Genomic DNA, 15780 nt, shown 5'->3' with positions numbered 1-15780 from the left:
GTCAGAAATCCAGCATGAAGAGGATATTGACCACCAGCACCAGCATGATCCCACGTGCGAAGCCACGTGGCATGATGGTGGCCATCGTGTCGTTGCTGCTGACGGTCAGGCCCGAAACACAGGCCCCCAGCCCGACAAAGAAACCGACCAGCACGAATTTCAGTGGAATGATCAGGTAATCCCATGTGGTCATCGCACCAAGGACATTGAAAAAGAATGTCCAGACCGAAGACGTGATGGCCCCCGTGGAATGCGCGACCACAAACCCCATCAGCAGCGATACGACGGCAAAGATCATGCCCAGCGTAAAGCCACCCAGGGTAAAGGCGAACGTACGCGGCATGACCAGCGCCAGGAACGGATCAATGCCGCGCGCCTGCAGTGCACGCACTTCCCCACCAAGTACCATCATGCCGATTTCGGTCAGCGACAGCATGCCGCTGCGCCCCATGATGATGATACCGACCAGGATGGGCGAGATTTCACGCACCAGCACGGAAACAAGGATTGACCCCGTCATCTGCGCCATACCGGCGTAACCCAGCCAGTACGCGGCCTGTGACACCACCATCAGGCCCGTCAGCGTCGCGGTGATCACGATACTCAGGAAACCGCCACTGACCACCTGCCGCAGGGTTGCGCGGAATTCATAGATAACCGGCCTGCGCCATGAATTGGGGCGCATGCTTTCGCGTATCGCCCCCCATCCGGCACCAATCACCAGCAGGGCAAAACGGACCTGATGCCGCGTCAGTCGCCCAAGTGCCGCAAGCCACGGCGCAAAACGCCGTACCAGGTGCACCAGGCGACCGCCATTGTCCGGCTGGGGACCGGCCATGGGGTCGGCCTGCGGCGCCACGTGTTCAGGGGCAGGTGTTGGCGTATCGGTCATCGCCGTCCGGCCAGCACATAGGTGCGCGTCAGCCCCATGCCGGGAATGAAGAACCGGCCACGTTCGCGGAACAGGAAGTACTGACGCAGGCGTTGATAGACATTTTCCGATACCTGGATCGTGCCGACATCCGGCGCGCCCTGCGCCATCATCTCGGCCATGCCCATGGCATCGCCCCACAGGTTGAACGCCTGCGGGTTCTTGCCCAGCATGCCGCCAAATACCGGGCCGACATCAATGCCAATGCGGAAAACCGGATCCAGATCCGCCTTGGACAGCATGGCCAGCACGTTTTCACGCATCATGAGCGCCGCATTCGCCATGTGGAACACCGCCGTCTTGTCCGGCGTGCGCGAACACCCGGCAATACACACGACGCGATGGCCAAGCATGCGGATGGAATACAGCCCGCATTGATGGGCGATATCCTGCAGCGCGATCGCCATATCATCAATCAGCTTGATGTTGGCTGCAGGGTCATTCTGGGCCGTCATGATCATGTCGGACAGGCTGATGACCATGATGGTAACGGCAGGGTAGAACCCTTCCAACTGGCTCAGGTCCGTTGCGCTTGGCTGTCCGTTGATGGACAGCGCGCCGGGGGCCAGCAGGAAGCCCTGGCTGGTATCTTCGGGTCCCTCGCTGCCCTGGGGAGGCTCCGATTCCAGTTCCTCCCGTGCCGCAGCCACGGCCGTATAATGCTGGGCGGAGAAGCGGGCCGCCGCAACACCGGCGATCATGTCCACGAAATGATAGACCATTTCCGCCCGTGGCGCATCTTCCAGCGTGATGACGCCAACCGGGCCGCTACTGCCCAGAATCGGATTGCAGAACAGGGATTTACTGCCAAAGGCACGCATATACACACGGTAGAACGCCGTGGTGCGGTCATCGGTGGAGGCATCGGTGACGACCAGTGCGTCACCATGGGAAACGGCGTCAAAAAAGCTCTTGAGGTCCGTTGTGGACATCTCGAACCCACCGGAATGCACATCCTGCTGCCGGTCATAGGAATCGATGCACATGAGCGTATGCCCGTCGTGCAGGATCCGCCATATCGCCGCCCGGCGGGCATGGGACTGGTCAGCCAGCGTCTCGGTCAGAACAAGGGCGTTGTCTTCCGGATTGAACAGATCGGGATAGGTCGCGACCGACTGCAGGGCATGGCTTTCGTAATTGGCGACGGCCCGCGTCTGGGAAATCTGGTTGCGCAGGCGGTCCCCGCGTCGCGCCTGCAGGAACAGCAGCAGCCCAAAGCCCAGCGCCATGACCACGACCAGAACGAAAAACAGCAGGTTCTGCCGTCCATCCGCCATGGCGAAGCGCGAAAAATCGTCTTCGGGCGCGACCATCAACAGCACCCAGCTATCCTTGCCCACCGGCAGGTTGGCGGTGATGGTCACATACCGCCGTCCCTTCACGGTGACGGTACGCGCGCCGTAGCCATGAACGCGATATTCATCGAATGCCTTGGTCATGACCGGGAATTTTTCCGGGTCCAGCGTCATCCTGGACGGGTCGCCATGCGCCTTGGCCTGCGTTTCCTGCATGCCGTGGCCGGCAACGACATGTTCGTCCTGATCCAGCAGGATTGCGGTGCCGCTTTCACCAATTTTCAGCGAATTGAGAAAATTGTTGAGATGGTTGAGGGACATGTTGATGGCATAGACATACGTCTTGTCATCACTGCCCTTGTACGGCACCGCCGCCGTGATGGTGACCTGCTTGGTCACCTCCACCATGTAGGGACGGGTCCAGACTTCCTGTCCGGCCTTGACCGTATCGGCAAACCATCCATGCCCACGGGGGTCATACGTACCCGCCGGGGTCTGCCACTGTTTGAGCAGCTTGCCATTATCGTCACGCAGTTCATGTGTGAAAATGGCCTTGGGCGTTCCCACGTCATGCAGGGTGGTCAGCGCGGTCTGACCCGGCTTTTCCCCATGTTCCAGCGTACTGAAATTGCCATCGCTGTCGGCAATGTAGAAGGACTGGATCTGCGGAACATTCCGCATCATGGTGCTGCTGTAGCCGTTGAAGATCTTCTGCTCGACCGCTGGCGCGCCATGTTCGAGCATGTCGCGGGCCACGATCGCCCCGGCGGAGGCGGGCATGAGGAAGGAACTGACTTCCTTGGCGACATAATCCTGCTGGCTGACCAGCAGGTCATGCGTCAGGGTCAGCGCACCGGTCCGGACGGTCCGGTAGGAATGCCACCCCACCCCGGCGATGACGGCGATGACCGAAACCACACCGGCCACGGGAATGCCGATATGATAAAGGAAGCGCCGGAACTGGTCGGAAGGGGCAATCGTGGGATCGACAATCTCGTCCGTGGACAATGCTCTCTTCCTGTTCAATACAATCAGGTACGGCTAATGAAAACAGACTAGCCCAAACGTACCACCGGGACCACTCCCTTTGTTACATACCGCCCATTCAGCCCAGCCACAACGGGTCGGACAGGCGGCTGACAAAGCCCTGATGGGCTTCCAGTTCCGCCGCATCGGGCCTGACGCGTACACTGACATGCCCGGCTGGCCGCACATAGGTATAGGTTGCGATGCCGCCGCCACCTTCATCCACCGACAGGCTCAGCCCGCGCTGCCTGCCCCCGGTCAGTTCCAGATAGACCGCGGCCAGCAGCCGACAGTCCAGCAGCGCGTTATGGGTCGTGCGTTCTGACAGGTCGATGGAAAAACGGCGGCACAGCGCATCAAGGCTGTTGGGCATGCCGGGAAAACGCTCACGCGCCATATCCAGCGTATCGACCATGCGCCCCATATCCAGTTCGGGCAACCGCGCACGCGCCAGTTCCGCGTTCAGGAAGCCGAAATCGAAACGGGCATTATGCGCGATCAGGGGATCATTGCCGATGAATTCAAGGAATTCAGGGGCAACCTGCGCGAATTTCGGCTTTCCTTCCAGATCCGCGCGGGTAAATCCATGCACGCGCGACGCCTCTTCGGGTACATCGCGCTCAGGGTCGATCAGGACACGGAAACTGCGCCCGGTGGGCAGGTCACCAACCAGTTCAAGGGCTGCGATTTCAATGACGCGGTCCCCCTTCAGCGGATCAAGGCCAGTGGTTTCCGTATCAAACAGGATGGTGCGTTTCATGCAGCTTTTCCCCTGGCCGCAGCCCATGCGGCTGGACTTCCCGCGCGCATTGCATGCAGCAAACGCCTGACCTGTCGCACTGTTTCATGGCGTGACAGGCCGGTTTCGATAATCACATCGGCCCGTCGCCGCCTTACGGCATCGGGCATCTGCCGGGCAATGACGGCATCGATCTGGGCCGGTGTCATCCGCCCACGTCGCAACACGCGCTGGCGCTGCATGGACGCGGGCGCACTGACCACCACCACCCGGTCGCATATGCGCTGCGCCCCGGTTTCAAACAGAAGCGGGATATCCAGCACGACCCACCGGCACCCGTCACGCCGGGCACGCTGCACGAAACGCTCGCGCGCCTGACGCACCAGTGGGTGGATGATTGCCTCCAGCCCCTGCATGATGGTGGGGTTGGACAGTGCCGCCTGCCGCAACACCGCGCGATCCAGTACGCCATCACGCACCGAACCGGGAACCAGCCGCCCGATGGCGGGCAGCGCGGCCCCATGCGGCCCCTGCAGGGCCGCGACGGTGGCGTCGGCATCGAACAGCCGTATGCCCGCGCGCTGCAGCAGGGCCGCCGTCGTGGACTTGCCCATGCCGATCCCGCCGGTCAGTCCCAGTATGCGCATGGAAAACCCCGTTCAGTCGGCATGCGCGCGATGCAGGTCCGCATCAAGCAGGGCCTCGACCGCAGGGCCGATATCCGGGGTTGCCCCAAACCATTTTTCAAATCCCAGCCCGGCCTGATGGATCAGCATGCCCAGGCCATCGACCGTGCGCAGCCCATGGCTGGCGGCATGCCTGAGCAATCCGGTCTGGCGCGGCACATAGACAATGTCGCACACGGCCAGACCGGAATCCGCCCGCGCCAGATCCAGCGGGAAAGCGGCATACGCTCCCCCATCCATGCCGATGGAGGTGGTATTGACCAGAAACTGGCACGACGGCAGCACGCTGCCCGCATCCGCCCAGTCAACGACCGTGATACCCGACAGGGACGCGGCCAGCGCATCGGCCCGTGCACGGGTGCGGTTGGCCACCACGACAGAAACCCCGCGGTCCAGCAGGCTTGCGGCGATGGCGCGCGCTGCCCCACCGGCCCCCAGCAGCAGGGCACGGCCACCTGTGACAGGGATTCCATGCGCTTCCACATTGGCCACGAATCCATCGCCATCGGTGGAATAGCCCTCGATCTGCCCATCGGGTGCAAAGACCAGCGTGTTGACTGACCCCGAACGCCGTGCCGAACGGTCCAGCCGGCCGTGTTCCTCCACAATCCGGTAGGCCGATTCCTTATGCGGAATGGTCACGTTTACGCCACGGAAACCCGCTGCCTGAAGGCCCCGGACCGCGACATCAAACGAACCCGGCGCCACCGGCAGGGGCACATACGCCCCGTTGATCCCGCGCTGTTCCAGCCAGAAATTATGCATGAGCGGCGAGCGCGAATGCGCCACCGGCCAGCCGATCACCCCGGCCAGCAGGGTATGGCCGTCAATGCGTGGCCTGCGTTCCATTGTCTTCAATCCATCAGATGCGGTGTGTTTGTCAGGCGTGTACGGGGACCGCTAGTGCCTGAAATCTTCCCATGCCTGTGGCAGGACGCGCGCAAGCCTTCCGGCCCATTCCGCCTGCCCCTGTTCCGTTGCAATCAGGTCCTGACGTATCTCGATTTCCAGATAGGGCACGCCGCGTCCTTCGGCATGGACAGGCACGGTATAGTCACTGACATCCGTCAGGGCATAGGGTTCGTTGCTGCCGACCACCAGCCCGTCTTCGGTCGCCAGCAGGTCACGCACCCGCAGGCCGAAAGCGGGGTTGCGGTTATGCAGAACGCCCGTATGCCATGGCCGGACCATGCCGTTCATACGGTCGGTAAAGCTGTGCAGGGATACCAGCACGACAGGCAGCCCGGCCTCAAGCCGTGTCGAGATTTCCCGGCTGATCCGGTCATGGTAGGGCAGGAAGATTTCCTCCACCCGCCTGCCTTCTTCCGCCGCCGTGATGTCGATATTGGCCGGAACGCGCGTCCCGTCACTTTCGCGCACAATGGAAGTCGGGTGCCCCGGTGCACGGTTGCAATCGATCACCAGCCGGGAATAGGCCTGTTCAATCAGCACGCAGTCCAGGTTTCGCGCCAGCATCCGCCCGGTTTCGGCCATGCCCAGGTCACAGGCGATATGGCGGGCATGATCGGCGGCACTGACCCCCATGTCCCCCAGCGTGGAGGGCAGGCTGCGGCCCGCATGGTCGCTGACCAGCACGAATGGCAGGCCGGGCGGCGGCATGACGCCATCCAGCGCGGACCTGCCGTGCTGGATGAAGGGAGCCGGATCATCCTGCGTCAGCAACCGTAACGGCTCCTGCGCAAGGGCTGTATGCTGCATTGTGCGGGACATCCTGTGCCATGGGCGGGTTGCACCCGATATTACAGATCCCGCTGCCTGAGTAAAAGACCCTCCGCATAACCCGCCATATGGCGGCCGCAGGGGCACGGGAACGATTGTATCTGCAGCGGCAGATGGGTAGGGTGCGCGGCATGTGATGGCATTATGCCACGACGTATCAGACACAATCCTTTTCACACTTGGGGTAGCTGGAACACAGGATGCCGGGGAACGCAAAAACGCTGACGGATCAGGACGCGCAGAAGGCGAACGCACAATGGGGCGGACGCTTTGCCGGGGGGCCGGCGGCGATCATGCAGGACATCAATGCCTCGATCGGTTTTGACAAGGCCCTGTGGCGGCAGGATATCGCGGGGTCGAAGGCCCATGCCGCCATGCTGGCGAAAACCGGCATCATTTCCGACGCGGATGCCCGCGCCATTACCGATGGGCTGGACCAGATCGGGCAGGAAATCGCGGCTGGCACCTTTGAATTCAGCACCGCACTTGAAGATATTCACATGAATATCGAAGCCCGCCTGTCCGACCGGATTGGCGAGGCAGGCAAGCGCCTGCACACCGCACGGTCGCGCAATGACCAGGTGGCGACCGATTTCCGCCTGTGGGTGCGTGACGCGATCGACGGACTGGACCAGCAGGCGGCGTCCCTCATGCGCGCGCTGGCGCGGCGGGCGGCGGAGCATGCCGATACCCCCATGCCGGGCTTCACCCATCTGCAGACCGCGCAGCCCGTGACATTTGGGCACCACCTGATGGCCTATGTGGAAATGCTGTCCCGTGACCGGGGCAGGCTGGCGGATGCGCGGCGCAGGCTCAATGAATCGCCGCTGGGGTCGGCCGCACTTGCGGGCACGTCCTTTCCCATCGACCGGGACATGACGGCAGGAGCGCTGGGCTTCGACCGCCCCACCGCCAATTCGCTCGATGCCGTGTCGGACCGTGATTTCGCGCTGGAATACCTGTCCGCGCTGTCCATCATGGCCGTCCATCTGTCACGGCTGGCGGAAGAGATCGTGATCTGGTGTTCAGCCCCCTTCTCCTTCATCCGCCTGTCTGATGCGTTCACCACCGGTTCGTCCATCATGCCGCAGAAGCGCAACCCGGACGCGGCCGAACTGGTCCGCGCCAAGGGCGGCCGCATTACCGGCGCGCTGGTGGGGCTGCTGACGGTAATGAAGGGACTGCCGCTGGCCTATGCCAAGGACATGCAGGAAGACAAGGAACCCGTATTCGCCGCGACCGATGCCGCGGCACTCAGCCTTGCGGCGATGGATGGCATGATCCGCGACCTCAGCGTCAATGCGGGGCAGATGCGCGCCTATGCCGGGTCCGGTTTTTCCACCGCCACCGACCTTGCGGACTGGCTGGTGCGGGTGCTGAAGGTCCCCTTCCGCACCGCCCACCATGTCACCGGCCGCCTGGTTGGCAAGGCAGAGGCGAAGGGCGTGGGTCTGGCCGACCTGACGCTGGAGGACATGCAGGCGGAGGAGCCGGGCATCACCGCCGACATCTTCACGGTGCTGGATGTCGATTCCTCCATCGCCTCGCGCACCAGCCACGGCGGCACGGCGGCGAAGAACGTACGCGCGCAGGCCGCGCGCTGGCTGGATACGCTGGGGACAGGAGAAAGCGGCAAATGAACATTCACCCTTCCCGGCGCGGGCGCGCCATCATGCTGCTGACGCTGGCGGGCCTGGTCATCGCTTCCTCGCTGGGGGCATGCGGCCGCATTGGCTCCCCACGCCAGCCTTCCAATTCCCGGGCCTATTACACGACCTATCCCAGCCCCGATCGCTGACGGGTCAGACTGTCCGGCCCGAAACTGTCGGGCAGCAGGTCCGCCAGCGTGCGGACCAGCAGGACCGTCCCCCCGGCTGAAACCATGGTGACAGGCGTTTCAGGGGGGGCGAATTCCCTGATTTTCTGCCTGCATCCCCCACATGGCGTGCATGGGGCATCCGTGCCCCCGCATACCACGATGCGATGGATCTGGCGCCCACCCTGCGCCACCATGGCGGCGATGGCCCCGGCTTCGGCGCAGGTGCCCTCGGGATAGGCCGCGTTTTCAACATTGCATCCGGCGAATATCCGGCCATCCGCCATCTCTACCGCCGCGCCGACCTGAAAGCGTGAATACGGCGCATATGCCCGCAGGCGCACGTCAATGGCAGCCTGAACCAGGGGGTCATTGTTCATACCGGTCTGTCCTTCCTGTTCTTTCCTGCGTCAAGCACCTTGGAAGCGACGGGGCAAGGCGGTATCGTGCGCACATCATGGCTGATGCTTCCCCTACCTGTCCCGGACAGGATCCATCCGTTGCCGCCCTTCTGGCGGTCCGTCCGGCGCTATCCATGCATGCCATGGACGGACTTGTGCTGGAAGACGTGCCCCTTAACGCCATTGCCGACGCGCTTGGCACGCCCACATGGGTCATAAGTGCCGGCACGCTGCGCGCACGCTACCGCAGGCTTGCCACGGCCCTTGCCGCAACAGACCGGCCGGTTTCCATTCACTTCGCCGTCAAGGCCAATGACCATCTGGCGGTACTGCGCGTGCTGGCGGCCGAAGGGGCCGGGGCGGACGTGGTCAGTGGCGGCGAACTGCGTCGCGCCATGATGGCGGGCATCCCGGCGGAAAAGATCGTCTTTTCCGGCGTCGGCAAGAGCCTTGAGGAAATGCGCCTCGCCCTGCAGGCGGGCATTGCGCAGATCAATGTCGAAAGCGCGGAGGAACTTGAACTCCTCTCCGCCGTAGCGGAAGCCGAAGGGCTGGAGGCGCGCATCGCCCTGCGCATCAATCCCGACGTCGATGCCGGCACCCATGCCAAGATCACTACCGGCCTCGCCACCAACAAATTCGGCATTCCCTATGACCGCGCGGTTGAACTTTATGCCCGCGCCGCCACTTTACCGGGTATCCGGCCCGTCGGGCTGGCAATGCATATCGGCAGCCAGATCGTACGCATGCAGCCCTACCGTACCGCCTATGCCAGACTTGCCGACCTTGTGCGGGCCATCCGCGCGCGTGGACTGGCGGTCGAGGCACTGGATTGCGGCGGGGGACTGGGTATTTCCTACCGTGATGAAACCGAAGGCGCACCCGAAGCCCTTGCCGCCGCCATTCATGCGGAACTGGGTGATCTGGGTACGCGGCTGGCTGTTGAGCCGGGACGCTGGCTGGCCGGTCCCGCCGGTGTGCTGCTGTCCACCGTGATCCTGCGCAAGCAGGGATATGATGGCATGCCGCCGTTCCTTGTGCTGGATGCCGCGATGAATGACCTCATGCGCCCCAGCCTGTATGACGCGTGGCATGGCATCATTCCGCTTTCCGCCGGAATCGCTGCCGCCCCCACGGAACAGGTGCATGTGGTGGGGCCGGTCTGTGAAAGCGGCGATACCTTCGGCCATGACCGCACCCTGCCGCATATGGAGGCGGGGGCGCGTCTGGCGCTGCTGGATTGCGGGGCCTATGGCATGGTCATGAGTTCCACCTACAACGCCCGTCCGCTTGCGGCGCAGGTCATGGTGGACGGTGCGCGCTGGTCCGTCATCCGCGAACGCCAGCAGGTTGAAGACCTGTGGACTGCCGACCGCATTCCCGACTGGGTGGAGAATACCCTTCTCCCCGCTGGCGGAGGCCTATGACAGCCGGGCAGGACATTCCCCAGCCCGGCGGCAGCCTGCCGCAACGCCTGGCCCGCGCACGCCAGCAGGCGCGTCGCGCCCTATGGGTGGAACAGCTGTGGCCGCTCATGCTCCCTACGGCTGACGCGACCATGGGTATTGCACTGCTGGGGCTTGTGCGCCTGCCCCAGTATATGCCCGACAGCCTGCATGCCGTCCTTCTGGCCGGCATTGCGGGTGGAACGGCCTATGCCACATGGCGGCAGTGGCGTGGCATCCATGCCCCCACCGCATCCGAAACCGACCGCCGGGTGGAACAGGCGTCAGGCCTGACCGGGCAGCCGCTGCGCACGCTGCATGACCGGCCCGCCAATGCCCCCACGCCTGAAATCACCTATCTGTGGCAGGCCCACCTGCACCGCACCGCGGCGGCGCTGGGCCGCCTGCGGGGCGGGTGGCCGCACCCCCGCCTGAAGGGCGCTACATGGTGGGCGGCCACACCGGTCCTTGCCGTGCTGCTGGCGGGTGGCATGATGTGGACGGGCAATCATGCCGCAAGCCGGGTAACGGCGGCGTTCCTGCCCGGCATGGATGATGCCGATACCCCTGCCCCACAGATCAATGCATGGATCACCATGCCCGACTATGCGCCCGGCGCGCCGGTCTTCCTTGATGCGACGCATACCAGTGCGACCGTTCCCGCTGGCGCGCAGCTGGCCATCACGCTGAACGGGCTGAATGGCCGTCCCGCCCTGCGCATGCATGCCAGCGGACCGCAGCCCGCCATCGGCCCGCATGATTTTCGCGCCCTGGGCAATGCCAGCTGGAATGCACAGGCCACCCTTCTGGCCAGCGGCACGCTGCGCCTGCGCGGTCGCGGGCGCACGCTGGGGCAATGGACACTGAACGTCACACCCAACCCCGCGCCAGAGATCGCATGGGGCAAGGATCCGGGCAGCCATGAAGGTGAATGGCGCACCCGCCTGCCCTATCACGTGGCACAGCCATACGGCATCGCATCAATGCATGCGGAACTGGTCATGCCGGACAGCCCACGCGATGTCCTGACTGTTCCGATCCCGCTGAACGGCCACCCGCGCGTGGCGGATGACGTGGCAACCCCCGACCTGTCACAAAACCCGTGGGCGGGGGAAGACGTGAGCGCCCGCCTGGTTGCCACCAGCACCAGCGGCATGACCGCGACCTCTGCCCCGGTCCGGTTGCGCATGGGGGCACGGCCTTTCAACAACCCGTTGGCCAAGGCGGTGCTGGATATCCGCAAGCGTGTGGCCCTGCACCGCGAAAACCGCGCGCAGGCAGCGCGCGAACTGCTGGCGTTGGGTCAGGCCGACACCATGCTGACCCATCATGTCGGCCTGTTGCTGGCGCTGACCAGTGTTGCCGCCGTGCTGGGGGATGCTGACGACGTCACGGATGATTACGCCATTACACAGGCTACCGGACGGCTGTGGTTCCTTGCGCTGGATATCGAACACAACCGCCGCGACATAGATAACGAACAGGCCGATTTTGGCGTGCAGGCCGCGCAGGACGCCGTGCGGGAACAGCTGGAGCACATGCGCGAAATGGGCGCAAAGGGTCAGGGAGCGGAGCAGCAGGCCGAACTGCAGCACCGCATGCAGGCGCTGAAGGACGCGATTTCGCGCAAGATGCAGGCGCTGACGCAACAGGCCATGCGTGATCATTCCGCCATTCCAGCCATCCCCGAAATGACATCGCGCGGCGAACAGAACATGGCCCGGATGATGCAGCAGCTGCAGGAGGACGCGGCCAATGGCCGCGATGCCGATGCCATGCAGAAGCTGCAACAGATGGAGGACATGACCAACGGCATACGCAACGCCACCCCGCAGGACATGATGCAGCTGGCCCAGCAGATGCAGGCCCGCCAGCAGGCGAAGGAACTGCGCCGCGCGCTGCGCGATCTGGTCAGTCGCGAGTCCCAGCTTCTGGACCATGTGCAGTCACGCATGGACCAGGCCCAGCGCCAGCAGGAACGTGACGCCGCCAGCCGCCAGACCGACATGGATGAAGATGGAAGTGACCTGTCATCCATGTCCACCGCCGACCTGCTGCGCCAGCTTGGCATTACGCCGTCGGGCAGCGCGCCGCAGCCGCAGGCGGCAACACCCCCACCGCCGGAAAGCATGACGCCCGAAGCCCACACGGCGCAACAGCATGCCGACCGGGCCGTACAGCACGCCCTGTCGCGCGCACTGCATGAACTTCAGCGTGAATTCAAACAGGCCAGCGGCAAGGACATGCCTGCACTGGACAAGGCGCAGACAGACATGAAGGCCGTGCGCGCGGCCCTTGGCGCGGGCAAGGACCCCGATGCGGCGGCAGCCGAAAAAAAGGTTCTGGCTGACCTGCAGCAGGGCGACCAGCAGATGCGCCAGTCCATGCGCAGCCAGAGTGCGCATGGCGGTATGACCATATTCCTACCCATGCTGTCGCAGGATAATGGCAAGGGCAGCCATGGCAGCGGTGGCAACCAGCCGGGCGGTCAGGATGACGATGACGACACCGAACAGCAGGCCGAAGGCAAGGGTGATCGTGACCCGCTGGGCCGCAAGACCGACGGCACCCATGCAGGCATGGACAATGATACCCACGTACCCGACAACGCCAGCCGCGAACGCGCGCGCGAGATTGAACAGGAACTGCGCCGCCGCGATGCCGACCGCACCCGGCCGCCAGAAGAACTGGAATACCTCGACCGCCTGCTTCGTGCCTTCTGATGCGGTCGCGACGTTCAGGAATTTCATAAGAAGTTTTTGGGAAAGCTTTTTTCAAAAAGCTTCAGGAAGTCCCCGTCCTTTTGAAAAAAATGGCCTACACAGACGTCTGCCCGCTGCGGTGCCGCGCATGGATTACCTGCCAAGGCGTGGAATGTCGTTTTGCGGCATCAGGGCGTCGTTGGCGCCCCCTTACCCGACAATCATCCAGTCTGCATGGCAGTGATGACTGCACCAGCGCACTGGCAGCCCGTGTCCATGACAAGGCAACCTGAACAGCCCGGTCCCGGCATTACGATAGCCGCCGTATAACCGGGGAGATTAGTGCCGCCCCGACAGGTCAGGCATCACTGACCTGACTATCCTGCCGGACGGGAATGGCGCGGGTAACGGGTGCGGTGGCCAGGTCAATGGCGTCATATGACGGCGGGCTTTTTGGTGTGTCTTCCCCATCCTGCGGCAGAAGCTGGGCATCGGGCAGTTCGCCCTTGTTGCGGGCCTGCGCCAGACGTTCAAGGTTTTCGCCGATGCGGGGATAATCTTCCACCAGCTTGCGGAAATCACGCGCGCTCATCGTCATGAAATGACCGAACTGCAGGGAACGGCTGGTTGCGGTGACACGCTCGTCCTTCAGTGCTTCTTCCCCACCCAGGACCGCACCGGCACCAAAGCGCACGTCATGCTTGGGGTAATGGGTTTCAGCCAGTCCCGCGCTGATAAAATAGACCGTGCGCACCTTCTGCCCCTTGCGGTACAGCCGCTCACCGGGGGATGAGAAGTGAATGGACATCTTCATCGCGATGTCATGCAGCACGCCATCGGCCATCCCCTCAAACAGGGGAAAATTATGAATGCGGCTTTCGATCCCGGCCCGGATATTGAATTTCAGCCTGAAATCCAGCTGTTCGCGCCGGTGTTCCACATCGCGGTGCAATTCACGGTGCAGTTCCTCGCTCAACAGCGATTCGGACATCAGGGTATCGTATTTTTCTTCTTCCAGCCTGAGCGCGATCTGGCGCAGCATGCGGTTTTCCAGCGCTTCGGAATACCCATGGTAATGCAGCCGCAGGGTCTGCAATGCCTCATCCAGCAGCTTGCACTGCCGCCCCAGCACTTCACCCACGATTTCACTGATACGCGTGCCCAGCGTCGGCTCCATACGCTGGCGCATGAAGCGGGTCAGGGACAGGGAGACGAAATAGCCGATCATCAACATCTCGAACCGCTCCATCATGCAGTACATGAGAGGCGTGTCGAAATTGAAGCGATGATGGATCACCTGCGCCACACGGAAACGCAGCGATGGGCGCAGCCTGCGGCGCAGGGCGCGAACATAGCCAAAGCGTCCTTCCAGCCGTGCGCCATCCACCATGGCCTCGGCCGAGCGCAGCAGCGTTTCCATCACGCGGCGCGACAGCCCCTGTATGCGAAACAGGTCCAGCAGGATGGAACGTTCCCGGTTGGCGACGACAATCAGCGCCAGGGTCACGCGCTGCCGGTCACCCAGGGCGGTGTCAAAGGTATTGGCCTGCTCTTCCGAATGGACGCGCCGGTCGATCACCTCCACCACCGTATTGGTGACGTTGGTGGAAAAGCCCAGTTCGCCTGCGACTTCCTGCGTCTGGTCACGCACTTCACCCAGCCCGATGGCAAGGATCTGGTGGCGCAGCGCCTGATCAATCAGCGGCAGCTGGTCCAGCTTGAGGAACAGCACCAGATACCGCAGCGACATCCCGTTTACGAACAGGGTAATCAGCACGAACCCGGTGGCGATAATGCCAATAAAGTGGGCGATGCTGCTGGAGACATGTTCGTTTTCCGTCACCGCCAGCGCCAGCGCCAGTGTAATGGCGCCACGCAGGCCACCCCACACCATCGTGACCTTGAACGGCGTCGGCACGGGCGGTGACAGCTTGGTCGCGGCAAGGATGGGCAGCATGCCGAACACCACCGCCCCACGCGCCAGCAGCCCGGCACCCGCGGCCAGCAGGATCAGCACGCAGTCCCATTTGGTCATGCCCACCAGCAGGCGCGGCACCAGCATGGACGCCAGCACGAACACCAGCGACCCGGCCCAGAAAACAAGCTGCTGCCACAACTCGTTCAGGAAGCGCCAGGTCTGGGGGCGGAAGGTGGACGGGCCATAGATCGAAATCGTCAGGCCGGACGCCGCCGTGGCCACCACACCGGAAAAGCCCAGGAATTCATCACATACGATATAAGACAGGTACGGCAGCGCCACCGTCAGCGTGACCTCGGCCGCCGGTGCCGCACCCAGTGCGGGAATGACCATAAGCGTCAGGCGGCCAAACACGATGCCTATGATCAGCGCGCCGATGAAGGAGACAAGGAACTCCAGCACCGCACCACCCAGCATGATCTTGTGGTGCGAGGTGATGGAACCAAGCAGGATGGTGAAAATGGAAATGGCGGCCGCGTCATTCAGCAGCGCCTCCCCTTCCACCAGCCGGGTCAGGCGGCTTGCGGCACCAATTTCCTTGAAGATCCCAGCCACGGCCGAAGGGTCGGTCGTCGCCACGATGGAACCAAGCAGCAGGCACACCGCCAGTGGCATGCCGGCAAAGGGATACAGCGCAAAACCGATGGCCGCGGTCGAGACCGCCACCGCCACCACCGCCAGCAGAAGCACGGTCGCGGTTTCATGCGCCAGCCTGCGCACATCAATGCCCAGCGCCCCCTGGAATACCAGTATAGGCAGAAAAATCAGCAGGAACGCTTCGCTGTTAAGCGGGAAATCCAGCAGCGTCTGTGCCGCACCATTGAATATTTCCAGATGGGAATTGCGCAGCACAAGGTCGGCTGCGCCCCCGATCACGATACCCACAATGGCCAGCAGGACGGTTTCGGACAATTCCAGACGGCGGGCAAGCGGCTGGACCGCGCTGACCACGACAAGCAGCACGGCAATCGCCATCAGAATTGCTGCCAGACCCGCTATCTCCATTCAAAATCCCCGACTT

At 63.2% G+C, this 15780-nt stretch carries 12 protein-coding genes; 4 read left to right on the top strand and 8 right to left on the bottom strand.

The annotated features are described in order from the left end of the window. Window position 1: 1 nt before the first annotated feature. The 6 genes from F1542_RS00115 to F1542_RS00090 all read right to left on the bottom strand — a co-directional run bounded on the left by F1542_RS00115 (window position 2) and on the right by F1542_RS00090 (window position 6396). Window positions 2-892: an ABC transporter permease gene (locus F1542_RS00115; RefSeq protein WP_193731225.1), complete on the bottom strand. Its 891-nt coding sequence runs from the start codon at window positions 890-892 to the stop codon at window positions 2-4. Beyond that, window positions 889-3234 (bottom strand): adenylate/guanylate cyclase domain-containing protein, encoded by a 2346-nt coding sequence (locus F1542_RS00110; protein WP_193731224.1) that lies wholly within the window; start codon window positions 3232-3234, stop codon window positions 889-891. Before F1542_RS00110 ends, F1542_RS00115 begins: the two co-directional genes overlap by 4 nt. 97 nt (window positions 3235-3331) lie before the next feature. Further along, on the bottom strand, window positions 3332-4012 hold the full coding sequence (gene dnaQ / locus F1542_RS00105) for a DNA polymerase III subunit epsilon (RefSeq protein ID WP_193731223.1): 681 nt from the start codon (window positions 4010-4012) through the stop codon (window positions 3332-3334). After that, window positions 4009-4638 carry a dephospho-CoA kinase gene (coaE, locus tag F1542_RS00100; protein WP_193731222.1) on the bottom strand — a complete coding sequence of 210 codons (630 nt, stop codon included), beginning with the start codon at window positions 4636-4638 and terminating at the stop codon, window positions 4009-4011. Before coaE ends, dnaQ begins: the two co-directional genes overlap by 4 nt. 12 nt (window positions 4639-4650) lie before the next feature. After that, window positions 4651-5526, bottom strand: coding sequence for a shikimate dehydrogenase (locus tag F1542_RS00095; RefSeq protein ID WP_193731221.1), 876 nt, complete (start codon window positions 5524-5526; stop codon window positions 4651-4653). A gap of 51 nt (window positions 5527-5577) precedes the next feature. Further along, window positions 5578-6396 carry an N-formylglutamate amidohydrolase gene (locus F1542_RS00090; RefSeq protein WP_193731220.1) on the bottom strand — a complete coding sequence of 273 codons (819 nt, stop codon included), beginning with the start codon at window positions 6394-6396 and terminating at the stop codon, window positions 5578-5580. Between the two features lie 221 nt (window positions 6397-6617). On the opposite strand from F1542_RS00090, the gene argH reads away from it, so the two are divergent. Together argH and F1542_RS00080 are read left to right on the top strand one after the other, a co-directional pair. Next, window positions 6618-8057, top strand: coding sequence for an argininosuccinate lyase (argH, locus tag F1542_RS00085; RefSeq protein ID WP_193731219.1), 1440 nt, complete (start codon window positions 6618-6620; stop codon window positions 8055-8057). After that, window positions 8054-8215, top strand: coding sequence for a hypothetical protein (locus F1542_RS00080; protein WP_193731218.1), 162 nt, complete (start codon window positions 8054-8056; stop codon window positions 8213-8215). Before argH ends, F1542_RS00080 begins: the two co-directional genes overlap by 4 nt. Here F1542_RS00080 and F1542_RS00075 read toward each other — a convergent pair. Beyond that, entirely contained in the window at window positions 8194-8613 is a 420-nt protein-coding gene (locus F1542_RS00075; protein ID WP_193731217.1) for a cytidine deaminase, read from the bottom strand. The genes F1542_RS00080 and F1542_RS00075 overlap by 22 nt on opposite strands. A gap of 77 nt (window positions 8614-8690) precedes the next feature. Between F1542_RS00075 and lysA the strand changes: the two genes are divergently transcribed. Together lysA and F1542_RS00065 are read left to right on the top strand one after the other, a co-directional pair. Next, window positions 8691-10061 (top strand): diaminopimelate decarboxylase, encoded by a 1371-nt coding sequence (gene lysA, locus F1542_RS00070; RefSeq protein ID WP_193731216.1) that lies wholly within the window; start codon window positions 8691-8693, stop codon window positions 10059-10061. Further along, the gene (locus tag F1542_RS00065; RefSeq protein WP_193731215.1) at window positions 10058-12802 is read left to right on the top strand and encodes a DUF4175 domain-containing protein; all 2745 of its coding nucleotides are present in this window, start codon (window positions 10058-10060) and stop codon (window positions 12800-12802) included. Before lysA ends, F1542_RS00065 begins: the two co-directional genes overlap by 4 nt. 337 nt (window positions 12803-13139) lie before the next feature. Here the strand turns inward: F1542_RS00065 and F1542_RS00060 are convergent, their stop codons facing one another. After that, complete coding sequence (locus tag F1542_RS00060; protein ID WP_193731214.1) at window positions 13140-15764, bottom strand: cation:proton antiporter; 2625 nt, start codon at window positions 15762-15764, stop codon at window positions 13140-13142. Between the last annotated feature and the right edge of the window lie 16 nt (window positions 15765-15780).

Origin of the sequence: Komagataeibacter sp. FXV3, assembly GCF_015155755.1 — a bacterium.
GTDB lineage: Bacteria > Pseudomonadota > Alphaproteobacteria > Acetobacterales > Acetobacteraceae > Komagataeibacter.
Note: the sequence above shows the minus strand (reverse complement) of the source record. Positions and strands in the feature narration are given on the sequence as shown.